The sequence below is a fragment of the Arthrobacter sp. ISL-72 genome (assembly GCF_018613755.1).
GTDB lineage: Bacteria > Actinomycetota > Actinomycetes > Actinomycetales > Micrococcaceae > Arthrobacter.
On record NZ_JAGGPP010000027.1, the window covers coordinates 19262 to 42615 of the forward strand.

18 protein-coding genes and 1 tRNA gene are annotated in these 23354 nt (G+C 65.0%); 15 read left to right on the plus strand and 4 right to left on the minus strand.

The window, feature by feature from the left end; genetic code table 11:
- Positions 1–30 precede the first annotated feature (30 nt).
- From kdgD to J7I92_RS18950, 7 genes are all read left to right on the plus strand, one after another.
- Positions 31–945, plus strand: a complete 915-nt coding sequence (gene kdgD, locus J7I92_RS18920; RefSeq protein WP_214843044.1) for a 5-dehydro-4-deoxyglucarate dehydratase — start codon at positions 31–33, stop codon at positions 943–945.
- Positions 946–973: 28 nt separating this feature from the next.
- Complete coding sequence (locus tag J7I92_RS18925) at positions 974–2599, plus strand: aldehyde dehydrogenase (NADP(+)) (protein ID WP_214843045.1); 1626 nt, start codon at positions 974–976, stop codon at positions 2597–2599.
- Positions 2596–3924: an enolase C-terminal domain-like protein gene (locus tag J7I92_RS18930; protein ID WP_214843047.1), complete on the plus strand. Its 1329-nt coding sequence runs from the start codon at positions 2596–2598 to the stop codon at positions 3922–3924. Before J7I92_RS18925 ends, J7I92_RS18930 begins: the two co-directional genes overlap by 4 nt.
- A 101-nt stretch (positions 3925–4025) precedes the next feature.
- Positions 4026–4946, plus strand: a complete 921-nt coding sequence (locus J7I92_RS18935; RefSeq protein WP_214843048.1) for an AEC family transporter — start codon at positions 4026–4028, stop codon at positions 4944–4946.
- Between the two features lie 293 nt (positions 4947–5239).
- Positions 5240–6367 (plus strand): L-talarate/galactarate dehydratase, encoded by a 1128-nt coding sequence (locus J7I92_RS18940; protein WP_214843049.1) that lies wholly within the window; start codon positions 5240–5242, stop codon positions 6365–6367.
- 10 nt (positions 6368–6377) lie between these two features.
- Positions 6378–7073 carry a FadR/GntR family transcriptional regulator gene (locus J7I92_RS18945; protein ID WP_214843050.1) on the plus strand — a complete coding sequence of 232 codons (696 nt, stop codon included), beginning with the start codon at positions 6378–6380 and terminating at the stop codon, positions 7071–7073.
- Between the two features lie 39 nt (positions 7074–7112).
- A complete protein-coding gene (locus J7I92_RS18950; protein ID WP_251040169.1) occupies positions 7113–8393 on the plus strand; it encodes an MFS transporter in 1281 nt (426 codons plus the stop codon).
- Between the two features lie 258 nt (positions 8394–8651).
- Here J7I92_RS18950 and J7I92_RS18955 read toward each other — a convergent pair.
- A tRNA-Leu gene (locus J7I92_RS18955) sits at positions 8652–8734 on the minus strand.
- 354 nt (positions 8735–9088) lie between these two features.
- Here J7I92_RS18955 and J7I92_RS18960 point away from each other — a divergent pair.
- Genes J7I92_RS18960 through pknB form a run of 7 tightly spaced genes read left to right on the plus strand, consistent with a single transcriptional unit; the run spans position 9089 to position 18773 of the window.
- On the plus strand, positions 9089–9835 hold the full coding sequence (locus J7I92_RS18960; protein WP_214843051.1) for a DUF3662 and FHA domain-containing protein: 747 nt from the start codon (positions 9089–9091) through the stop codon (positions 9833–9835).
- Positions 9832–10314: an FHA domain-containing protein gene (locus J7I92_RS18965; RefSeq protein WP_214843052.1), complete on the plus strand. Its 483-nt coding sequence runs from the start codon at positions 9832–9834 to the stop codon at positions 10312–10314. The genes J7I92_RS18960 and J7I92_RS18965 overlap by 4 nt, the downstream gene beginning before the upstream one ends.
- Before the next feature lie 2 nt (positions 10315–10316).
- Complete coding sequence (locus J7I92_RS18970; RefSeq protein ID WP_396020421.1) at positions 10317–12068, plus strand: PP2C family protein-serine/threonine phosphatase; 1752 nt, start codon at positions 10317–10319, stop codon at positions 12066–12068.
- Positions 12065–13525 carry an FtsW/RodA/SpoVE family cell cycle protein gene (locus tag J7I92_RS18975; RefSeq protein WP_214843053.1) on the plus strand — a complete coding sequence of 487 codons (1461 nt, stop codon included), beginning with the start codon at positions 12065–12067 and terminating at the stop codon, positions 13523–13525. The genes J7I92_RS18970 and J7I92_RS18975 overlap by 4 nt, the downstream gene beginning before the upstream one ends.
- Complete coding sequence (locus tag J7I92_RS18980) at positions 13522–14982, plus strand: penicillin-binding protein 2 (RefSeq protein ID WP_214843055.1); 1461 nt, start codon at positions 13522–13524, stop codon at positions 14980–14982. Before J7I92_RS18975 ends, J7I92_RS18980 begins: the two co-directional genes overlap by 4 nt.
- Entirely contained in the window at positions 14979–16811 is a 1833-nt protein-coding gene (locus J7I92_RS18985; protein ID WP_214843057.1) for a protein kinase domain-containing protein, read from the plus strand. Before J7I92_RS18980 ends, J7I92_RS18985 begins: the two co-directional genes overlap by 4 nt.
- 57 nt (positions 16812–16868) lie before the next feature.
- Positions 16869–18773: a Stk1 family PASTA domain-containing Ser/Thr kinase gene (pknB, locus tag J7I92_RS18990; protein WP_311380436.1), complete on the plus strand. Its 1905-nt coding sequence runs from the start codon at positions 16869–16871 to the stop codon at positions 18771–18773.
- Between the two features lie 66 nt (positions 18774–18839).
- Here the strand turns inward: pknB and J7I92_RS18995 are convergent, their stop codons facing one another.
- Positions 18840–19481, minus strand: coding sequence for an aminodeoxychorismate/anthranilate synthase component II (locus tag J7I92_RS18995; RefSeq protein ID WP_214843060.1), 642 nt, complete (start codon positions 19479–19481; stop codon positions 18840–18842).
- Between the two features lie 171 nt (positions 19482–19652).
- Complete coding sequence (locus J7I92_RS19000; protein ID WP_214843061.1) at positions 19653–20447, minus strand: class E sortase; 795 nt, start codon at positions 20445–20447, stop codon at positions 19653–19655.
- 176 nt (positions 20448–20623) lie between these two features.
- On the opposite strand from J7I92_RS19000, the gene J7I92_RS19005 reads away from it, so the two are divergent.
- The gene (locus J7I92_RS19005) at positions 20624–20878 is read left to right on the plus strand and encodes a cell division protein CrgA (RefSeq protein ID WP_214843062.1); all 255 of its coding nucleotides are present in this window, start codon (positions 20624–20626) and stop codon (positions 20876–20878) included.
- 107 nt (positions 20879–20985) lie between these two features.
- On the opposite strand, the gene J7I92_RS19010 is transcribed toward J7I92_RS19005, so the two are convergent.
- Positions 20986–23265 carry an immune inhibitor A domain-containing protein gene (locus J7I92_RS19010; RefSeq protein ID WP_214843063.1) on the minus strand — a complete coding sequence of 760 codons (2280 nt, stop codon included), beginning with the start codon at positions 23263–23265 and terminating at the stop codon, positions 20986–20988.
- Positions 23266–23354: the final 89 nt, after the last annotated feature.

A 23354-nucleotide genomic window follows, 5' to 3' on the forward strand; every position in this document is an offset into this window, starting at 1 on the left:
GCCCGCGGCGCCAATCCCCAAGGACCATTCGTGGCAAAATACTCACCCCAAGAACTTGCGAACATCCTCAAGGACGGGCTGCTCTCCTTTCCGGTGACATCGTTCGATTCGCAGCTCCAGTTCGACGAGGAGAACTACCGCAAGCACCTTGCCTGGCAGGCCAGCTACCCGGTCGCCGGCCTCTTCGCCGCCGGCGGAACGGGTGAGGGTTTCTCGCTCACACCTTCCGAATCGGCCCGCGTGGTCCGCGCTGCCGTCGAGGAAGTGGGGAGCACGGTTCCGGTCCTGGCCTCCGCCGGTGGATCCACCGCCCAGGCCGTTGAAAACGCACAGGCCGCCGAAGCCGCGGGCGCCGAAGGGATCCTGCTCCTCCCGCCCTACCTGACCGAAGCGGACCAGGCCGGCCTGATCGACCACGTCAGTGCCGTCTGCAGCTCCACCTCGCTCGGCGTCATCATCTACAACCGCGCCAACGCGATTTACAAGGACACCACGGTGGCCACCCTGGCGGAGCGCCACGAAAACCTCATCGGCTTCAAGGATGGCGTGGGCGACCTGGAGCACGACGCCCGCGTTTACGCCAAACTCGGCGACCGCCTGTTCTACCTGGGCGGCCTGCCCACCGCGGAGACTTTCGCCCTTCCGCTGCTGCAGCTGGGAATGAGCACCTACTCCAGCGCGATGTACAACTTCGTCCCCCAGTTCGCACTGGACTTCTACCAGGATGTCCGCAACCAGGACCGCGCGGCTGTCAACAAAAAGCTCAACGACTTCGTCATTCCCTACCTGGACATCCGGGACAGGGTCAAGGGCTATTCTGTGTCCATCGTCAAGGGCGGCCTGGACGCGATCGGCCGCTCGGCAGGCGGCGTCCGGCCTCCGCTGCAGAACCTGGCACCGCAGGACCTCGCCGACCTCAAAGCACTCATCGCCACAGTTTCCTAAGCCACCGTCTCCCTAGGAGTAACCCACCGTGACACTCACCGGACATTCCCTGATCGCCGGGCAGCCGGTTGTTGGCGAGGGCAAAACCGCCTTCGGCTTCAACCCTGCCAGCAACGAACCGCTCGAGCCCGCGTACACGCTGATAACCGAGAACCAGCTGAAATCAGCCACCGCCGCCGCTGCCGATGCCTTCGCATCGTTCAGCACGCTGGACCCGGAAACCCACGCCGGTTTCCTCGAGGCCATAGCGGAAAACATCGAAGCCATCGGTGACGAACTGATCATCCGCGCCGGCCAGGAAACCGGCCTGCCTGCCGCCCGGCTGCAGGGCGAACGTGCCCGCACCACCGGCCAGCTGCGCCTCTTCGCCACTGTGGTCCGCCAGGGCGACTTCCGCGGCGTCCGCATCGACCCCGCCATCCCCGACCGCACCCCGCTGCCGCGTGCGGACATCCGCCAGCGCCAGATCCCGCTCGGCCCGGTGGCCGTATTCGGTGCCAGCAACTTCCCGCTCGCCTTCTCGACGGCGGGAGGAGACACCGCCTCCGCCCTCGCTGCCGGCTGCCCCGTGGTTTTCAAGGCCCACAACGCCCACCCCGGCACCAGCGAACTCGTCGGCCAGGCAATCGCCAAGGCGGTCAAGAACAGCGGGCTCCACCCGGGCGTCTTTTCCCTGATCTACGGGCCGGGCAGCAGCATCGGCCAGGCCCTCGTGGCCGACCCCGCCATCAAGGCCGTGGGTTTCACCGGCTCCCAAAGTGCCGGCATCGCGCTGATGCGCACCGCCGCCGCTCGCCCCGAACCGATCCCCGTCTACGCGGAAATGTCCTCCCTGAACCCGGTCTTTGTCTTCCCCGGCGCGCTCACCGGGGGCACCGAAGCGATTGACGCGTTGGCCCGGCAGTACATCACTGCCGTCACCGGCAGCTCAGGCCAGCTCTGCACCTCCCCCGGCCTGCTGTTCGCCCCGGCCGGCGAGGCGGGCGACAAACTCGCTGCCGCCGTCGGACGCTCCGTCTCCGCCTGCGCCGGACAGACCATGCTCACCGAAGGCATCGCCGCGTCCTGGAACGCCGGCGCCGAAGCACTCGGCTCGGCCGAAAACGTGACCGTCGTCGGGCAGGGCACCGCCGGCCCCACCGAAAACGCACCCGCCCCCACGATTTTCGGGACCGGCATCGCCGACTTCATCGGCAACCAGGTGCTGCACGCCGAGATCTTCGGCGCCGCGTCCCTGGTGATCCGCTACTCGAACGCCCAGGAACTGATCGAGGCGACCAACCGCATTGAGGGCCAGCTCACCGCTTCACTGCAGCTCACCGAAGAGGACTACCCGACGGCGGCCCAGCTGATCCCCGCACTCGAGCAGAAAGTGGGACGCATCATCGTGAACGGCTGGCCCACCGGCGTCGAAGTCGGCCACGCCATGGTCCACGGCGGCCCCTTCCCCGCCACGTCGGACACCCGCACCACCTCCGTCGGCACCCTCGCCATCAACCGCTTCCTCCGCCCGGTCGCCTACCAGAACCTCCCCCAGGAACTGCTCCCGGCCGCACTGCAGGACACCAACCCGTGGCAGCTGAACCGCCGGATCGACGGAACGGTTGTAGCGGCGGACACCGCTCAGAGTGAGAAAGAGGAGGTCAACGCATGACCGCCCAGGCGACAATCGCCCGCGTGGAAGTTGTGCCCGTAGCAGGCCACGACAGCATGCTGATGAACCTCAGCGGTGCTCACGGTCCCTTCTTCACCCGCAACGTTGTCATCATCACCGACTCCGACGGCCGCACCGGCCTCGGCGAGGTTCCTGGCGGCGAGAAGATCCGCACCACCATTGAGGAGGCGGGAACGTTCATCACCGGCAAGCCGGTAGCCCGCTACCGCTCGCTGCTTCGTGAGATCGCGGCAGAGTTCGCGGGCCGTGACGCAGGCGGCCGCGGCCTGCAGACCTTCGACCTCCGAACCACGGTCCACGCCGTCACCGCCGTCGAATCGGCACTGCTGGATCTGCACGGCCAGTTCCTGGGCGTCCCGGTGGCCGAACTGCTTGGTGACGGCCAGCAGCGCTCCTCGGTGCCGATGCTCGGCTACCTCTTCTTCATCGGTGACCGGCGGCGTACGGATCTTCCCTACCTTGTGGAGAACGAACCTGCGGACCGCTGGGAGCGGCTGCGCCGGCAGGAAGCCATGACGCCGGAAGCGGTAGTCGCCCTCGCGGAAGCCGCGCAGGAGCGCTACGGCTTCAGCGACTTCAAACTCAAGGGCGGCGTGCTGTCCGGCGACGACGAAGTGGACGTGGTCACCGCACTCGCCAAGCGCTTCCCCGAAGCCAGGGTCACCCTTGATCCGAACGGCGGCTGGCTGCTGGAGGAGGCCATCCGGCTGGGCAAGCGGATGCAGGGCGTGGTTGCCTACGCCGAGGACCCCTGCGGCGCCGAAGGGCGCTTCTCCGGGCGCGAAGTCATGGCGGAATTCCGCCGTGCCACCGGCCTCAAGACAGCCACCAACATGATTGCGACGGACTGGCGGGAGATGGCCCACGCCATCCGCAGCAACGCGGTGGACATCCCGCTGGCGGACCCGCACTTCTGGACCATGCACGGTTCGGTCCGGGTGGCGCAGCTGTGCAACGAGTTCGGCCTGACCTGGGGCTCGCACTCGAACAATCACTTCGACATCTCGCTGGCCATGTTCACCCACACCGGTGCGGCCGCCCCCGGCGAGATCACTGCGCTGGACACGCACTGGATCTGGCAGGACGGCCAGGGCCTCACCCGGAACCCGCTGCAGATCAAGGACGGCGCCATCGAGGTTCCTGCTGCGCCCGGGCTGGGCATCGAACTGGACCGCGACGCGCTGGACGAAGCGCACCAGCTGTACCTGGAGCACGGGCTGGATGCGCGTGACGACAGCATCGGCATGCAGTACTACATCGATGGCTGGTCGTTCGATCCGAAGCGCCCCTGCCTGGTCCGCTAGGTTGCGAACACCAGAATCTCCGCACGGCCGGCACTCCTTCCGCAACAGGGAAACGGCCGTGCGGAAACCCAGATCTTTACAGCTAAATAGAAGGGCGCATTTTGGGCGGCGTTGTCTCCGGAATACTGATCGTCTCCGCCGTCATCGCCGTGGGTTACTTCGCCGCGCGGTTTGGGATCCTGGGCCAGGAAGTGCAGGGCGCCCTGACCAGCACGGCGTACTACGTCACCAACCCGGCGCTGCTGTTCACGGTGGTCGCCGGCAGCGACATCCGCGCCGCGCTTGGAACCGATGCCCCGCTGGCGCTGCTCTCGGCAGCGATGGCGGGCCTTCTTTATTGCCTGGCCAGCTTCCTGTTCTTCCGCCGGCCGGCCGCCGAAACCGCGGTGGGCGCCATGGCCAGCAGTTATGCCAACGCGAACAACATCGGCATCCCGGTCTCCCTGTACGCAGTGGGCACGGCACAGCACGTTGCCCCGGTGCTCCTGGTCCAGATCCTGGTGTTGGCGCCGTTCTACCTCACGGTGCTGGGAGTGGCTTCCGGCTCCAAGATCTCCTGGAAGAAGCTTCTCCTCCAGCCGTTCGCCAATCCGATGATCATTGCTTCCGGACTGGGCGCGGCCGTGGCCCTGACCGGCCGGCACGCCCCGGACCTGCTGCAGAAGCCCATTGACATGCTCGCCGGCGGCGCCGTGCCCATGGTGCTGCTGGCCTTCGGGCTGTCACTCGCAGGCCGCGCGCCGCTGCAGAAGGGCGACGGCCGCACCGAAACACTCGTGGCCACGTTCCTGAAGATTGCCGCGATGCCTGTCATCGTGTGGGTCCTGGGCCGCTTTGTGTTCGGCTTGGAAGGGCAGCACCTGTTGGCCAGCGTGATCATGGGCGCCCTGCCCACAGCCCAGAACGTGTTCCTCTTCGCTTCCCCCTACGGCCGCGGCATGACCGTGGCCCGGGACGTAATTCTCTGCACCACGCTGCTGAGCATAGGTGCCCTGCTGGTTGTCGCCTGGCTGGTTGGCTGACCCGGCTGTTGGGTAGCTGGTTGCCCGCTGAGCTGGTGGTCATCGGTTCTTGTCGTAGCCTCCTGGCACAGTGGTCCCATGGAAGCCATGGGGGAGCTTGCAGCAGGAGGGACGTTACGGTGGGCCGCGCTGCCCGCTGCCGTTTCTGCCGTTGAACCTCCCTGTGCGCAGCCTCCAGTTACGCGCGGTTTATTGGGAAGCACCGCACTGAAACCTACTTGTATTACAAGTTGCTTACTTGTAGCATAAGAAGTGCGGGCGACGTTGCCCGCTTCCGATTTCCGAGGAGCCCCATGAGCACCGTAGACCTGATCCGCCACGTAAAACTCTCCACCGCCAGGCTGCCCCTCGCTGTTCCGATCAGCGACGCCAAGGTATTCACCGGCCGCCAGAAGCCCATGACGGAGGTCGTTTTCCTCTTCGCCGAGATCACCACCGAACAGGGCCACAGCGGCATCGGTTTCAGCTACTCCAAGCGCGCAGGTGGACCCGCCCAGTACGCGCACGCCAAGGAGGTGGCGGAGGGCATCATTGGCGAGGACCCCAACGACATCGGCAAGATCTACAGTAAACTCCTCTGGGCCGGTGCCTCCGTGGGCCGCTCCGGAGTCGCCACCCAGGCCCTCGCCGCCCTCGACATAGCCCTCTACGACCTCAAGGCCAAGCGCGCCGGACTCCCGCTGGCCAAGCTGCTGGGCTCCTACCGCGATTCCGTCCAGACCTACAACACGTCCGGCGGCTTCCTCAACGCCACGCTGGACGAGGTCAAGGCACGCGCCACGAAATCCATCGATGAGGGCATCGGCGGCATCAAAATCAAGGTCGGCCTTCCGGACAGCAAAGAGGATCTGCGCCGCGTTGCCGGTATCCGGGAGCACATCGGCTGGGACGTCCCCCTCATGGTGGACGCCAACCAGCAGTGGGACCGCGCCGCTGCCCTGCGGATGGGCCGGCAGCTGGAGGAATTCAACCTCGTCTGGATCGAGGAACCGCTGGACGCCTATGACTTCGAAGGCCATGCCCACCTCGCCCAGGTTCTGGATACGCCCATAGCCACCGGTGAAATGCTCGCCTCGGTGGCCGAACACAAGGGGCTGATCAACGCCAACGGCTGCGACATCATCCAGCCCGACGCCCCGCGCGTCGGCGGGATCACGCAGTTCCTCCGACTGGCCGCCCTCGCCGACGAACGCGGACTCGGCCTGGCCCCTCACTTCGCCATGGAAATCCACCTGCACCTTGCCGCCGCCTACCCGCGCGAGCCCTGGGTGGAACACTTCGACTGGCTGGACCCGCTGTTCAACGAACGCCTCGAAACCAAAAACGGCCGCATGATCGTTCCGGACCGCCCCGGCCTCGGCGTGAGCCTGAGCGACCAGGCCCGCGCCTGGACCACCGAATCGGTGGAGTTCGGCGCGTAACCTTGAACGCATGAGCCGGAACCTGACCGCGGATCTCGCCGCAGATCTTCGCACACGCATTGTTGACGGCGTCATCCAGCCCGGCGAAAAACTGCCGAGCGAAAACAACCTGATCGGCGAGTTCGGCGTCAGCCGCACCGTGGTCCGGGCAGCCCTGACCCGGCTGCAGGCAGAAGGACTGGTCGAAACCGAGCGGGGGCGGGGCAGCTTTGCGCTGACCCCGCCGCCGCACGGCGACCCTGCTGCATCCGGTGGCCGGCCTGTGGCCAGCCTGGAGGACCGGCTCCACCTGCTCGCGTTCCGCATGGGCGTCGAGGCGGAAGCCGCCGCGCTGGCGGCCCGCAACCGGACGGACCGGCAACTCAAGGCCGTTCTCAAGGCCTTGGAGGAGTTCACTGCCAGCGGCGGCCATCCGGCGCATGCCATGAAGTCCGACTACGAATTCCATAAGGCCATCGCAGCGGCGTCGGGAAACCCCTTCTACTCGGACTGTCTGGCGTCACTGGGACAGACCATGATCGCCATGCCCCGCACCCGGCTGATCACCGGCGATGAACACTACGCGCGGGAACACTTCGAACAAGTGGTTCATGAGCACGAATCCATCTATGCGGCCATAGCGGAAGGCGACGAACCGTCGTCGTCCGCTGCGATGCGCAGTCACCTGGCGAACTCACGACGCCGGCTCCGGGCCGGGCGCGAATAGGGCACCTCAGTCGATCATCTATACAGAGGATTTTTCCCCATGCAGTCTGTAGACATCGCTGTCACGGATCTGACGTCCGCCACCAAGAAGTTCTTCCGGCGGGTCCTGCCCATCATGCTGGTCATGCTGGTCTGCAACCAGCTGAACCGGTCGAATATCGGCTATGCCCACGAGCACCTGGAAGCGGACGTTGGAATCGGCGCCGCAGCCTACGGTTTCGGCGCCGGCCTGTTCTTCATCGCCTACGCGATCTTCGAACTGCCGAGCAACGTGATGATGGAAAAGTTCGGTGCGCGGGTGTGGCTCACCCGGATCATGGTCAGCTGGGGCATCGTTTCGTTCCTGATGGCGTTCGTGCAGAACGAGATGATGTTCTACGTTCTGCGGTTCCTGCTGGGCGCCGCGGAAGCAGGGTTCTTCCCCGCAGTCATCTTCTACTTCGCCCGGTGGGTTCCGGCCGGGCAGCGGGGCAAGGCCACCGCGATTTTCATTGCCGGTTCCTCCGTTGCCGCCGCCCTGTCCGGACCCATCGCCGGAATGCTGCTCAGCCTCCAGGGTGCCCTGGGCTTCCGCGGCTGGCAGTGGCTCTTTGGCTTCGAAGGCCTGCTCTCCGTAGTAGTGGGCATCACGGTCTACTTCCTGCTGGATGCCCGGATCGAGGACGCCAAATGGCTGACCGGCAAGGAGAAAACGGCCCTTATCAATGCCATCGCCGCCGAGGATGCCGAGCACACGAAGGGAACCGGAAAGCAGGGCGCCGACGTCAACCGGTGGAAGATGCTGCTCAACCCGCAGATCCTCCTGCTGTGCGGCATCTACTTCTCGGTCCAGCTGTCCATCTACGCCAACACCTTCTGGCTGCCGAGCATCGTCAAGCAGATCCCCGGCACTACTGACCTGAGCGTCGGGTTCCTCTCCGCTATCCCGTGGATCTGTGCCGTCTTTGCCATGTACTTCGCGGCCAAGTGGCAGGACCGGGCAAAGTCCAAGCGCCCGCTCCTGGTGGTGGCCCTGCTCATCGCAGCAGTGGGTACGTTCGCGGCGGCCGTGACCACTCGGTGCTGGCCCTGGTGTTCCTCGCCGTCGCCGCGATGGGCTTCAAGAGCGCTTCGCCGCTGTTCTGGACCATCCCCCAGTCCGGCCTGCACCCGCTGGTCCTTGCGCCGGCGATCGCCATCATCAATTCTCTCGGCAACCTGGGCGGCTTCGTGGCACCGTTCGGCTTCGGCATCATCAAGGAGCAGACCGGCAGCGTGGTCCCGGGGCTGTTCGCCCTTGCGGCGGCGTCCACGCTCGCCGCCGGCCTGGTGTACTTCCTGAAGGAACGCACGACGGCGGGAGATGAGTCGGCGGCCGGCATACCCGCCGCCGAGGACGCATCCGATACCGGCATCCAACTGGAATCCGCCGGCGCAAAGTAGGGGCTGCCAGGCTGCCCGGGGCGCATCCGGGCTACATTCCTAAGCTTGCCCGCGGATCTGAACCTTCAGGGCCAGGATCCGCGGACAAGCCCATGTCGGCACGACATCCTGGCAAAAAGAAGAACCCCGGTCCTAAGACCGGGGTTCTTCATTTGCGTGCGCGAGGGGGGATTTGAACCCCCACGCCCTTTCGGACACTGGCACCTGAAGCCAGCGCGTCTGCCGTTCCGCCACTCGCGCGCAACTTCTTTCACCCGGCGGCGAGTCCGTTTCCCGGACTTCCAGCCTTGCAAAAGCAGCGAGATCAAGCATAACGGACAACTACGGAAAAACACCAATCGGGCCCTGCGGCTGTTCCGCCGGGCAGAATCACACCTCGACACGGACCTCTCGGATGACGCGGTCGGAACCGCGCCAGGGCAGGCGGAAACGAACTATTCCCGCCGCCGCGGCGTTGTGCATTAAGGTCATTCACAGCCCTGCCCAGTAGTATCAGATGTAGGAGCGACCGTCCCCGGCGCGCTCCCGGCAATGAATGTGAACTGAGTTCCGAATCGCGTGCTGCACTGCAGCCCTAAGGAGAGGAGAGGTGCCATGGGAATGCTGGACAAGGTCGAGCGCGGCATCGAAAAGGCCGTCCGCGGTGTCTTCTCCACCGGTTCGCGGGCCCAGGTTGAGCCTGTGGAAATCGCAAGCCGGCTTCGCCGGGATGTAGACCACAAGGCCATCACCATCGCCGCCGGCCGCACGCTCGCCCCCAACGTTTTCGACGTCCGCCTCAGCGACGACGACTTCAAGCGCGCGCAGGAATGGGGCACGCCGCTGGCCGAAGAACTCTGCGATGTGGTGATCAACCACGTCCGCAGCCAGGGCTACACGCTCCAGGGATCAGTCCGCATTTCCTTCCGGCGTGACGGGGAAATCCGAGCAGGCGATTTCGAGATTGATTCCAAGATGGAGAAGGCCTCCGGTTCCGCCGCGGCTCCCCCTGTGCCGAGGAACAACGTGCCGGCCGCCCCGACCCGGCAGCCTGTGCGGCTGCAACCGGTCCTGGACATTGACGGCCAGCGCTATTCGCTGAACGCCGCGTCCATCGTCCTGGGCCGGTCATCGGAGGCGGACATCCTGGTGGATGACACAGGAGTTTCACGCCGCCACCTCGAAATCCGCACTGCCAACGGCACTTCTGAGGCCGTCGATCTGGGATCCACCAACGGCAGCTACGTCAACGGACGCAAGGTTGACGGCAGCGTTGACCTTACTGACGGCTCCACCATCACGATGGGACGGACCAAAATCATCTTCCGCCTTTTGCCCGCCAACTCCGGTGGTCGCCAGTGAGCGACCTGACCATAACAGCCCTGCGATTCGGATTCCTCCTTTTGCTGTGGGTTCTTATCTTCAGCATCGTGTCGGCCATGCGACGGGACCTGATGATCGGCCGGAAAGCCGCGATGGGTGCCCCTACTGCCCGGCAGGTCCGCAAGCACCCGGAGCTCGCGGAAGCAGCACCGCCGCCCGTCAAGCAGCAGGCCAGGCAGCTCGTTGTCACGGAGGGGCCGCTCAAAGGCCGCACCATCCCCCTTGCAGACAGTCCCATCCTGCTGGGGCGTGCCCAGGAAGCCACCCTGGTCCTCGAGGACGACTACGCCTCGGGCCGGCACGCCAGGCTCTTCCCCCAGGGCAGCCGTTGGTTCATCGAGGATCTTGGCTCCACCAACGGCACGTACCTCGCTAATCAGCAGCTCACCCGTGCCCTCCCGGTGGAGCTCGGTGTCCCCGTGAGAATCGGCAAGACGGTCATCGAATTGAGGCCATAGCCGTGGCCGTCCCGGAAACTCCCGCTGAAAAGGATCCCACCTCGACGCGGCCGCTCATCATGCGCTACGCCGCACGCTCCCATGTGGGACGCATCCGCGCCAAGAACGATGATTCCGCTTACGTCGGCCGGCACCTGGCGGTCGTGGCGGACGGCATGGGCGGCCATGCCGGCGGTGACGTCGCCTCCGCCGCAACCGTCCTGGACATGCTCCACCTGGACCACGGTCATTACGACGGCGACGCCGGGACAGTCCTGGCCGATGAAATCCAGACCGCAAATTCGCTCCTGTCCGAGCTGGTCCACATCAATCCCAAACTTGCCGGCATGGGCACCACCGTCACGGCACTGCTCCTGGCCGAAGGCAAACTGCACTTCGCCCACATCGGCGATTCCCGGGCCTACCGGCTGCGCAACGGCGAATTCAAACAGATCAGCGTGGACCACACGTTCGTCCAGAGGCTCATCGACGAAGGCCGGCTGCGCCCGGAGGAAGCGGAAACCCATCCGCACAAAAACGTCCTGATGCGGGTTCTGGGCGACGTCGATGCCAGCCCCGAACTCGATCTGGCCACCCTCGACGTCGAACCCGGCGAACGGTGGCTGCTCTGCTCCGACGGCCTCAACTACGTTGCCGGACACGTTGTGGAACGCACCGTCCGCGAAACCAAGGATCTCCGCGAATGCGTCGATACGCTGGTGGAGCTCACCCTCGAGGCCGGCGCACCGGACAACGTCACAGTGGTCATGCTGGAAATCGCTGAAGAGACTCCCGACGACGTCCGCACAGCCGCCGTCGAAATCGTGCCGCCCAAGGCGGACAGCGACGACACGATCCAGGCCGTTGCACCGGCTCCCAAGCTGGATGCCCCTCACGAGAAGGGGGCCGGACAGCCCCTGGCAACAACCCCTGCAGCAGCCGATGGCTCCGCGCCGAAGCCTGCCGACGACGGAGCAGCGGGCGGTTCCGGTTCCGGTGCCGGCGTCGGTTCCGGGGCCGGTTCCGACGTCGCTCCCGGCCCGGCAGCAAAGCCTCCCGAACCCGCCGCCACCACCGATCCCCATCTGGGCGAGCATCTCTCCGCCGCCGTCCTCCGGGAGGAACTTTCCACCCGTCCGCATGAGCTCGTCGGTGCGGCCGTTGCTGCTGCCGAATCAGGATCCATCCCGACCATTGCCGGCCGGACCGTCGCGCGACGCGCCGCCACGGTGCTGACGCACAAGGCGGACCAGGACCGCGAGGAAACGGACGAGTACAAGCCTGCCGCGAGGCCGCGGCGCTGGATCACCATTGCCACGGCAGCCGCCCTCCTCATCGTCCTGGGCGTTGGTTTATGGCTCGGTTACGCCTGGACGCAGACGCGCTACTACATCGGCGAATACGATCAGCGTGTTGCCATCTACAACGGAGTCTCGCAGCGGCTGGGGCCAATCCAGCTGTCCACCCTGGAGACCGTGACGGAGATCCGCATGTCGGACCTCCCGGAGTTTTCGCAGCAGCGCGTCCGCCAGACTGTTCCGGCCCGGGATCTCTACGATGCACAGCGGATCGTCAAGAATCTCGATCTGACCGGTACCACCTCACCGGCAGACGAGTGCGCCACGCCGTCGGCCAAGGCCACGGCTTCTGCATCGGGGGCGGCCCCTGCACCCAGCGGCACCTCGGCACCGCCCGGAACTGCAAAGTCGACCGGAACTGCAACACCCACCACTACGCCCGGTACGTCCGCCAACGCTTGTGAGGAGGCCAAATGACGCAGATTGCAGTTACCGCCAAGCCGCGGAGAAACACTGAACTGGCCCTCCTGATCCTTGCCCTTGCCGTTGGCATCGGCGCCAATGCCCTGGTCGGCGTCGACCAGGAAAAGGCCTTCGACACGGACTTCTGGTTCCAGTCCAGCCTGCTTGCTGCGGCAGCCTTGGTATTCCATGTGGTTCTCCGCATCCGCGCGAAATATGCCGATCCGGTGATACTTCCCCTCGTGGTTGCCCTCAACGGCCTGGGTCTCGCCATGATCCACCGCCTGGACCGGGTGGGTGAGGACACGGGCAACAACCAGCTGCGCTGGACGCTCGTGGCCATGGGCGTCGCCGTCGTCGTCATCTGGTTCCTCAAGGACCACCGGATCCTGCGCCGCTTCACATACATCTCCCTCGCCGTGAGTGCGCTTCTGCTGATCCTGCCTCTGGTGCCGGGCATCTCTGCCGGCGAAATCCTCGGCGCGAGCGTCTGGATCCAGATCGGACCCATGACCTTCCAGCCCGGCGAGGTCGCCAAGATCACGCTGGCAATATTCTTTGCCGGGTATCTTTCCTCCAACCGGGATCTCATCCTGCTCGCGGGACGCAAGATCGGGCCGCTCCAGTTCCCGCGCTTCAAGGACATGGGCCCCATGATCACTGCCTGGCTGGTGAGCATCGGCGTGCTGATCTTCCAGCGGGACCTCGGGTCCTCGGTCCTGTTCTTCGGGCTCTTCATTGTGATGATCTACGTGGCAACCAGCCGCATCAGCTGGGTGATCATTGGCGTCGCGCTGCTCCTGGGCGGCGGCTATGTGGCGTCACGGGTCTTCTCACACGTCGGTTTGCGCATCGACGGGTGGCTTAACGCCTTCACGGAGGAAGTGTACGGGCGGCAGTACGGCGGCAGCCTGCAGATCGTCGAGGGCCTGTTCGGAATGGCCAACGGCGGACTGGTGGGCACAGGACTCGGGCAGGGCCGGCCCAACCTGGTGCCGTTTGCCAACAGCGACATGATCATTGCGTCCTTCGGCGAGGAGCTCGGCCTGATCGGCCTCTTTGCCATTGTGCTGATGTACCTCCTGCTGTTCACCCGCGGCTTCCGTGCGGCACTGGGAACGCGGGATGCCTTCGGGAAACTGCTGGCCTGCGGGTTGTCGTTTGCCATCGCCCTGCAGTGCTTTGTGGTGATCGGCGGCGTCACGCGCCTTATTCCGCTGACCGGACTCACCACTCCCTTCCTGGCCGCCGGCGGGTCCTCCCTGCTGGCCAACTGGATCATCGTTGGCCTGCTGCTGATGATTTCGCACACCGCGCGCGGCCCGGTGGACACCACGCCCATGCCGCAGGCTGCGGCTCCGGGCGAACAGAAGCCCGTTCCACCCTCCCCGCCGCGTCCGGCCAAACAGCCCGGCCGGCAGCCTTCCTCCACCCATCCCGACGCGCCAACCGAAGCGGTGAGACAACTGTGAACCATGCCATTCGGAATTCATGGCTTGCCGCCGTTGCCATGTTCGCGCTGATCTTCGGAGCCCTCAGCTACGTCCAGGTGGTGGGTGCCGACGAGCTGCAGGACAACGCCTGGAACAAGCGGGCCATCCTGCAGAACTACTGCAATGACCGCGGAGCCATCATCGTCGGCGGCAGGCCCATCGCGCAGTCCGTCGCTGCGTCGGAAAGCTGCAAGTTCCAGCGGACCTATACGGACCCTGAACCGTATGCCGGAATCACCGGCTACTTCTCCAAGAACTACGGGGTCACCGGGCTGGAAAGCTCCCTCAATGAGCTTCTCGCGGGCAGCTCCGACCAGCTCTTCCTGGACCGCGTCGGCCAGCTGTTCCTTGGCAACCAGCCCAAGGGAGCATCAGTTGAACTCACCCTCGATCCCGAGATCCAAAAGCTTGCCTACGACCTTATTCCGGACGGCCAGCGGGGCTCCATCGTGGTGACGAACCCGAAGACGGGCGACATCCTGGCCATGGTATCCAAGCCCTCGTACAATCCAAACCTGATCGCAACCCAGGATCCGGCTGCCGAGGCTGCCAACTACACCGAGCTCAACAAGATCCCCGGGATCAACCTGAACCAGAACGTCAGCGGTCCCACCGGGGCACTGCTGGCGCCGGGCTCGGTCTTTAAACTCGTGGACACCGCAGCGGCCCTCTCGTCGGGGAAGTACAACAAGGACAGCGTGCTGCCGAACCCGGCGGAAATGCCGTTCCCCGGCATCCAGTACAAGCTGCCGAACTACGCCGGCGGCAACTGCTACACGCAGAACACGGCCAGCTTCGCCTTCGCGCTCCAGCAGTCCTGCAACACGCCCTTCGCCAGTATTGCCCTTGACCTGGGCCAAAAGGCCATCGGCGACCAGGCTGCAAAGTTCGGTTTCGGAGAGGACCTTGGCGACCAGCTGAAGCTGGACTACGCCAGGAAGCCCTTCCCGGAGGAGGAGCTGGACCCGGCCGGGCTCGCCCAGTCTGCAATCGGCCAGCGCGACGTACGTGCTACGCCGCTGCAGATCGCGCTGATGACGTCCGCCATCGCCAACGGAGGGGTCCAGATGCGGCCCAACCTAATCAAGACGGTGCGGTCGCCGGACTTGCGGGTCATCAGCGAGCCGAAACCCGAAGTCCTCCGGACATCAACCAGCCCCGAGATTTCCCGGCAGATCACTGAATGGATGACCAGCGTCGTCAGTGAGGGCATCGGCCGCGGGGCTGCCGTACCGGGCGTCGAGGTGGCCGGCAAGACCGGCACCGCGGAGCTGGGAACCGACGGCTTGAACAATTCATGGTTTACCGGGTTCGCCCCGGCCAACGACCCGCAGGTGTCGGTGACCATCGTCATGCAGGGCGTGGACATCACTACCGGTGCACAGCTAACCAGTCCGAACGCGAAGAAGATTTTTGAGGCGGTGTTGAATAAGTGAGGCCTACATCGGGAATCACCCTCGGCGGGAGATTCCAGCTGACCACGCGTATTGCGATTGGCGGGATGGGAGAAGTCTGGAAAGCCAAGGACCTGATCCTTGGCAGGATTGTCGCCATCAAAGTGCTCAAAGAGGAGTACACGGGCGACCCCGGATTCCTCCAGCGCTTCCGTGCCGAGGCGCGCCACACGGCGCTGCTGAACCACGTAGGGATCGCCAACGTCTTCGACTACGGCGAAGAAGAGGGATCGGCCTACCTGGTGATGGAGCTGGTCCCGGGCCAGCCCCTGAGCAGCATCATCGAACACGAGCAGGTCCTTTCCCCGGACCGTACGCTGTCCATCATCGCCCAGACTGCCCGTGCGCTCTCCGTGGCCCACTCGCAGGGACTGGTGCACCGCGACATCAAGCCCGGCAACCTGCTGATCACCCCGGACGGGCGTGTGAAGGTCACCGACTTCGGCATCGCCCGGCTGGCGGACCAGGTCCCGCTCACGCAGACGGGGCAGGTCATGGGCACGGCCCAGTACCTCGCACCGGAGCAAGCCACGGGCCAGACCGCCACGGGTTCTTCGGACATCTACTCGCTCGGCGTCATCGGCTACGAGTGCCTCACCGGGCACCGTCCGTTCTCGGGTGAATCGCAGATCGCCATCGCGCTTGCCCAGGTGAATGACGCACCGCCGCCGCTTCCCGAAACACTGCCGACGCCGGTGCGGGCCTTGCTGATGTCGATGCTCGCCAAGGATCCCAAGAACCGCCCGGCCAACGCCATCAAGCTGTCCGAGGCGGCGGAAGCCATCCGCAACGGCGACATCTCCGCAGCGCATGCCGCGGTGCCGGGAATGCTGCTCTTCGAAGCCGCCACGGGACCCATCACCGCCCCGGTGGACATCCCCACCGCCGCCACCGGCGTCATTGAGTCCCCGGAGAAGGACAAATCGACGACGACGACGTCCGCGCTTCCCGTGGTCGGTGCAGCGGGTGCCGGCGCGGCTGCGGGAGTTGCCGCGGGCGCTGTGGCCGGAGCCACCGGTCCGCAGAGCACGCTCTCGCGCGCTGACGCCCTGGCTGCGGAGCGCACCTGGGAACAGGAAGAGGAGCCGGACCGCTACGACGAACCGGTGGACGAGCCGCAGCGCAAGGGGCGCAGCCCCTGGACGTGGCCGCTCATCGCGCTCATCCTGCTTGTGCTTTTCGCGCTCGTGGGTGTCCTCCTCACGCAGGCCGGGATCCTCTTCCCGTCGGGCACGACCGAATCCTCCTCGACCTCAAGCAGCGCCAAGCCCAGCAGCAGCAGCGCTTCGCCGTCGTCCACCTCTGCCAGGCCCACGGCCACAAGCGCGAGCCCGACGCCTACTCTCACCGAGTCGACTCCGGAAACCATCAACCTGATCCCGGACGCATACTTGGGCCAGCAGTACAACACCGTCCGCAACCAACTGGTTGGCATGGGCCTGGCGGTGAAAGGTGAGCCGGTCTTCAGCGACAAGCCAGAGGGAACGGTCACCAACATCGAGCCTTCGGGCCCGGTACCTCCCGGTGCAACCATCACGGTCACGTATTCCAAGGGACCGGACAAGAGCCAGGAGTCGTCAGTGCCGGCGATTGGTGTCGGCAGCAGCGAGGCGCAAACGCGGAAGGCGATCGAGGACGCCGGCCTGCGCTGGGTCAAGGGAGCAGACGTGCCCGGCAGCGCCGGACAGGAAGCCGGTACGTTCGTCAGTTCCGAACCAGGCGCCGGAAGCCAGGTTGCCGCAGGATCCGTCGTGACGTACCACCTCGCTGCGGAACTCCTGCCCACGCCCAGCACCTCGACGTCGAACTAAGGCGAAACCGTGCCGAACTCACCCCGCCTCCCGTCGCACAGAGAGGACAGCCTCCCAGTGAATACCCAGCGCGTCCTCAACGGACGGTACGAACTTGGTGAGCTGATCGGCCGCGGCGGCATGGCAGACGTCCACCGTGGCGTTGACGCTCGCCTTGGCCGGACCGTGGCCATCAAGCTGCTGCGGCCGGACCTTGCCCGGGATCCGCAGTTTCAAGCGCGGTTCAAACGCGAGGCCCAGGCCGTCGCCGCGTTGAACCATCCTTCGATCGTTGCCATCTACGACACCGGCGACCACGCCGTGCCGGGCGGCCCGGAGGACACTGTCCGGGTGCCCTACATCGTGATGGAATTCGTGTCCGGAAAGACCCTCAGGGATCTCATCCGCGCGAAGGAAGTCAGCATCGACCACGCCATCGACTTCACCCTTGGCGTGCTCTCTGCCCTCGAATACAGCCACAGGGCCGGGATCGTCCACCGCGACATCAAGCCGGCCAACGTGATGTTCTGCGAGGACTCGGACACCATCAAGGTCATGGACTTCGGCATCGCCCGCGCCATGGCGGATTCATCCGCCACCATGACCCAGACCCAGGCCGTGGTGGGCACCGCGCAGTACCTCTCGCCGGAGCAGGCCCGCGGTGAAACCGTGGACGCCCGCAGCGATCTCTACTCCGCGGCGTGCCTGCTGTACGAAATGCTGACCGGGCGGCCTCCGTTCGTCGGTGACAGTCCTGTCTCCGTCGCGTACCAGCACGTCCGGGAGATCCCGGAACCGCCCAGCAGCCTCAACCCCGAGGTCTCCGAGGCCCTGGACAGTGTCCTGGCCAAGGCGCTGCAAAAGAACCGCGCAGACCGCTTCCAGGATGCGGCCGCATTCCAGCGTGCTCTCCGGGCGGCCCGCAATGGCGTCATAGTGCCTGACGTGGCGGAGGAAGAGGCACTAACTGAACCCACCACCGCAGTGCCGGCCGCCGAACGCACAGCTCAGGCCGCACCGTACTCAGTGACCGGCGCAAGCTTCCTTGACGATTCACCCGGCGGCCGGCTCCGGCCCGTGCATGACACCCTCGGCGATGACCAGGCGCTGCCTGCCCTGGTTTATGAACCCGCGGAAGCAAACGATCTCCCGCTCGCCTTGCCGCAGGAGCGTGAGCGTACGCCCGGACAGAAGTCCCGCCGTCGGGCCTGGGCTGCCACCCTGGTGATTTTTACGCTGCTGGTCCTCGCCGGCGGCGGCCTTTGGCTGTACAACATGATGAACCAGCCGCCTCCTCCGGTGGCCAAGGTGCTGGTGCCGACCGTGACCTCCCTGACGGAAACCGAGGCCCTGCAGAAGCTTTACAACGCGCGGTTCAGCCCGCAGATTAACAGGCTCCAGCACGACACCATCGCCAAGGGCACTGCCATCGGCACGGTACCGGCAGCAGGCACCGCCATGGAACCCGATTCGAAAATTACCCTGAACATCTCGGACGGTCCGAGCGCCGTCAAAATTCCGGGCGACCTGCCGGGGCGCACCGAAGCTGCGGCCCGGGACATGCTGCGGCAGATCGGCCTGGCCGGCGCTCCGGGCACCACCATGGCCAACAGTGCCACCGTGCCTGCCGGCATTGTGATCACCACCAAGCCTGCTCCGGGTGATACGGCAGCCGTCGGAAGCACCGTCGAGATCGTGGTGTCCACCGGCAAGGTGGCCATGCCCGAACTCCGCGGCCTGCCGCGGGCGGAGGCTGAGGCGGCCCTCAAAAACCTCGGCCTGGGCATCCAGGTGCGGGAACTTGAGAACTCCGAAGTCGAACCGGGCAAGGTGACCGAGCAGAGCGATGCCGTCAACACCCTGGTTGAACAGGGGAAAACCATCGCTGTTGTCGTCGCCAAGGCGCCCGCGCCGAAGCCGAGCCCGACGCCGACCCCCACTCCGACTGAGTCGGACCGGGACCGCGACCGTGGCCAAGGCTAAAAGGCAGGTTACCTGACACCGGGAACGCCAGCGCGTTGATAATCAGTGCCCGGAGGTGCCCGGTGATCAGTGCTGGATGAGCGGGCTCAGTTTCGCGGCACGCTCGGCGGCGCCCTCCATGCCGAGGGACTCGAGCCAGTTGCCCAGCATCTGGTAACCGCCCTCGGTCAGGACCGATTCCGGATGGAACTGCACCCCGCACAGGGGGGCCGTCCGGTGCTTCAGCCCCATGATCACCCCGTTTGCCGTCTGGGCCGTGATCTCAAGCACGTCGGGGATGGTCTCGCGGACTGCCGCCAGGGAGTGGTAACGGGTCGCCGTAACAGGGGAGGGGAGGCCGGCGAAAACGCTGGATCCTTCATGCTCCACCAGGGATGTTTTACCGTGCATCAGCTCCGGCGCGTGCGTCACCGTGGCCCCGTAGGCCTCGGCCAGCGCCTGGTGCCCAAGACAAACACCGAACATCGGCTGGTCGTTGCTGCCGCACCATTTGATCAGGTCGATGCAGACGCCCGCCTCCGCGGGCGTGCCCGGCCCCGGCGAGATGAGGACGCCGTCGCGCGCGTTCGCCATCTCGATTGCCTCGGCGAGGGTGACGTCGTCGTTGCGGACCACTGTCGTCTCGGCGCCCAGCTCCTGGAGGTATCCCACCAGGGTGTAAACAAAGCTGTCGTAGTTGTCTACGACCAGGATCTTGGTGGTGCTCATTGTCGAGTTACTAAACCAATCGTTGAGTCGGTGAACTGAGTGAACTGTGACATCCACGGGAAGAGGAACTGAACCATCAATACCAGCACGCCCGCCAGGAGCACCAGCGATGTGACGATCCTCAGCCACAGTGGCCCCGGAAGGTGGCGGAAAATCCATCCGTACATAGTGCTAGCCCTTTCCGAGTGCCTTGGCCACCTGGGCCGCAATTTCGGCTGGCGGTCCCGCTGACGCGGGCTGCCAGTGCTCCAGCAGGGAATACGCAATGATGCGTTCCTGTGAGCCAAAACGCGGATTGCAGCTGGTCATGGTGAGGTAGGCCTCCGTGGGCTTGGCCGCGGGCTGGGTCGGAACCGGGAGCAGCACATCGGTGGCTGACGGAAGCACGATCTGGTTGTTCCGGAAGACGTAGACATAAAATCCGTCCCTGGTCTGGACGTAGATCTTGTCTCCAGGGACCAGTGTGTGGATGTTGTCCAGGACGGCCCCGTGCGTCTGCCGGTGACCCGCCACCGCGAAATTGCCCGTTGCACCGGGCATCGCGGTGTCACTGTAGTGGCCCAGGCCAAGGGTATCCAGCACGTCCGTGGACGTTCCCTGCACGATGGGACGGGTGTAGTCGGGACCGAAACGGGGAATGTACATGATGCCGATGGTTTGGCCGTGTCCGGGTGCTTCGGCCACCTTGGGCGGGCCGTAGTCGGCTGGAGCCGACGGAGCAGCTTCAGTGGGGCCGGTGGGCGTAGGAGCGGCCGGCCTGCCCAGTTCCTGCGCGAAATTCCGGATGGTCTCGCTCTGCTTCGCATCGGATTCCACATTCGTCCACCAGAGCTGCCACGCGACGAACAGGAGCAGGACCACTCCGGCAGTGATGAGCAGCTCGCCAGCGATCTGGACGACTTTGTGGAGAACCCCGACGCCGCGCGCCGGCGCAGCGGCGGTCGCCTCCTTCTCCAGCAACACCACGTGTTCTCCTCAATCCGCAGCGCGGGCGGGCGCCGGCGTGTTCTGAACTACAGCTAGAATTGGCTGCTAGTAAGACTTCAGACCTGACCAAAGGCGCCCAACCCGCCGGCATCTTCCTTCCTGCAGGATACCAAGCCGGAGGCTGCGCCCTTGATTCAGCCCGACGAGGAGGACCCGTGCCCGAGTCAAAGCCACGAAAGAAGACCGCCGCTGCGGAAAAGCCGGCTTCTGCATCGCAGGCATACAAGCCCAATGCGGTGTGGTTCAAGCCCGTCATGTTCGGGCTGATGATCATCGGACTGCTGTGGATCATCACCTTCTACATCAGTGAAGGAGCCCTCCCGGTCCGCGCGTGGGAATCATGGAACATCGTCGCCGGATTCGGCATTGCGATCGCGGGCTTCCTCATGACCACCCGCTGGCGTTCCTAGCCAGCAACGATCCGCGCGGGGACACACTGCCCCGCCAACACCCCGCTTCATAAAAGGGTCGGACCGGCACACCGTGCCGGCCCGACCCTTTTGTATTTCCGCCGACCTTACCCGGCGGGGTTGACCACGTGGATTCCCAGGTCCGTGCCGGCGTCGGAGGTTACGGAAATCTCAACTCCGTGCCCTGCAACCTTGACGCTCCCGTAGGGGTTGTCAGTGCTGTAGTAGGCCAGCGGATCGATGTCCTTGAAGACCGGGATGGGGGCGCTGCTCACAGCGCAGGCCTCCACCGAGTCGGTACCGGGATTACGCTTCGTGCCGGTCTGGACTTCCTTCGCGATGCAGAGCGAATCCGTGGCCTCCAGTCCGAAGGTCGCGTCGAACGGCTGCCGGCTGTTGCCCGGCATCGTTCCGTCGGCCCACTTAAAGGGTGCGGGACGTGAGTCGACCAGCAGCGCGGAACCTGCACCCGGGTGGGCCGAAACGTTGTTGTCCGCGTACGAGTCGTCGATGTACCAGACCAGCATGCCGTTCTGGTACTTGAAGAAATCGACCCAGTTCGGAGCGGTGATGCCCTTGGTGAAGGCGTACGGTCCCTCCGCGAGGGTGGCATCAAAGCCCACGTACTCACGGTTTTCCACGAGGTAGTACTGCTCGGTGGTTCGGGTGACCGAGCCGCTGCTCACCTGCCACTGGCCGTCGGCGAGCCATTGTCCCTGACCCGACTCGACGTCGTCGCTGAGGACCACGGTTTTCCCGGCCGAAATCTTGACGTCGTCAATGAAGGCACCGGGGTTGTGGACGCCGCCGTCGGTCTGGTACCTGAAGCGGAACAGTGAGGCGAGGCCTGCGGCGTCGTAGGAGTACCGCAGCTGCCCCCAGCCGGACGTTCCGCTGAGCGCACGCCCTGCCGACTTCCAGGTCGCGCCCCCGTCGGTGGAGTATTCGCCGTAAAGGAAGTCATAGCCAGCTTCGATGTCGTACCAGGCATTCGCAGTGACAGTCACCCGTGACTCGGCGGGGACGGCATGGGTCAGGGATTCATTGAGGTTGTCCGCGCTTCCCGTCCACCACGCTTTGGTCCCTGAAGCGGGGGCCGTGTAGTTGGTGGTGGTTGTCTTATCCGGAAGGTTGACCCGGACGGCTTGGTCCTTGCCGTCGACCTGAAGCTGGGAAGGGTTCAGCATCAGGTCGGCTGTGGAACCGGCCTGCACGGTACTGTGGTCCAGCCAGCCGAGGAAGAGCTTCTCCTCGGGTCCCATTAGGCCGGGAGTGGTTCCGATCCCTTCGTTGGCTGCAGAACCGTGGCCCAGCCAGGAACCTGAGCTCATGAGCGTCCAGAACGCGGTGCTGTTGGTTGCGGCGCCGGTGGTGTCATAGAAGTCGGGCAGTCCGAGATCGTGGCCGAACTCGTGCACAAACACACCCACTCCGCCGTTTTCAGGTTCCGTGGTGTAGTCGCCCAGCCAGTACTTGGATGAACCGATCCGGGCTCCGCCGGCAAGGTTCCCTGCCGGTCCGCTGGAGCCGTACTCGTTGCCGAAGGCGTACCAGCGGTGGGACCAGATTGCATCCTCGCCCAGGGCACCGCCGCCGGCTTCCTCGCCTTCGCCTGCGTGGACTGCCTGGAAGTGGTCGATGTAGCCGTCGGGTTCATCGAAATTTCCATCATTGTCGAAGTCGTAGCGGTCCCACACATCGAACTGTGACAGGTACGCGTCGATTTCGGCCGGCGTCTTGCCGGCCGCAACCTGCGAATTCCACCAGGCGTTGCCAGAGTCACGGACGAAAGCCCACGCGCCGCCGGTGTCCTCGGTGGCGTTGTCGCCGTAGAAGGATCCGTTATTGGACACGGTCACCCAGTCCGTCACGGTGTTGGTGACCGAGTACTGGTTGTTTGAAACAGCCTCGTAGTACGTCTTCATCGATTCGCCGCTGCCGTTGAAGTGTTCTTCGTAGTAGGCCGGGCTGAAATCCGCTGTCCAAAGGGTGGTGTTGTCCACTGCGCGGTCAGGCTGGGCAATCGAGTTGTGCAGCGGACCTGGCGTGGTTCCGAACCGGCCGGAGCCCTGCTGGCCGAACTCGGCCAGGATCGTGAAGATCTTGTCCTGCTTGGTGGTTTCAATTTCGACGAACTTGTCGTCCGCGAGTTGGACCACGCCATCGTCGTTGGCTTTCGCCTGCCCCTTGGCCACTTTTTCAATGGCCGCCTTGCGCTTTTCAACGAGCTCCTTGGTCCGCGGTCCGGGGCGGTTGTCCTCCCGGGCTGAGGTGGCGGACCCTGTTGATCCGTCGTCCACAGCGGGTGCAGCCATGGCCGGGGCCTGGATGCTGAGCATCCCGAGAACGACCCCCGCCACACCGGCGGTAATTTTGGATTTCCTCACACGTACCTCCCAGTAGTTTGTGATCAGAGCCACAGCATAATGTGAGAGGGGCCGTTCGGCTATCAGCGGCGCCTTTGCGGAGGGATGTT

Bases quoted from the DNA above. Each gene is read 5' to 3' on its own strand.
- J7I92_RS18950 (WP_251040169.1), top strand. From the start codon at position 7,113: ATGCAGTCTGTAGACATCGCTGTCACGGATCTGACGTCCGCCACCAAG.
- J7I92_RS18930 (WP_214843047.1), top strand. From the start codon at position 2,596: ATGACCGCCCAGGCGACAATCGCCCGCGTGGAAGTTGTGCCCGTAGCA.
- J7I92_RS18995 (WP_214843060.1), bottom strand. From the start codon at position 19,481: ATGAGCACCACCAAGATCCTGGTCGTAGACAACTACGACAGCTTTGTT.
- J7I92_RS18945 (WP_214843050.1), top strand. From the start codon at position 6,378: ATGAGCCGGAACCTGACCGCGGATCTCGCCGCAGATCTTCGCACACGC.
- J7I92_RS18960 (WP_214843051.1), top strand. From the start codon at position 9,089: ATGGGAATGCTGGACAAGGTCGAGCGCGGCATCGAAAAGGCCGTCCGC.
- J7I92_RS18975 (WP_214843053.1), top strand. From the start codon at position 12,065: ATGACGCAGATTGCAGTTACCGCCAAGCCGCGGAGAAACACTGAACTG.
- J7I92_RS18940 (WP_214843049.1), top strand. From the start codon at position 5,240: ATGAGCACCGTAGACCTGATCCGCCACGTAAAACTCTCCACCGCCAGG.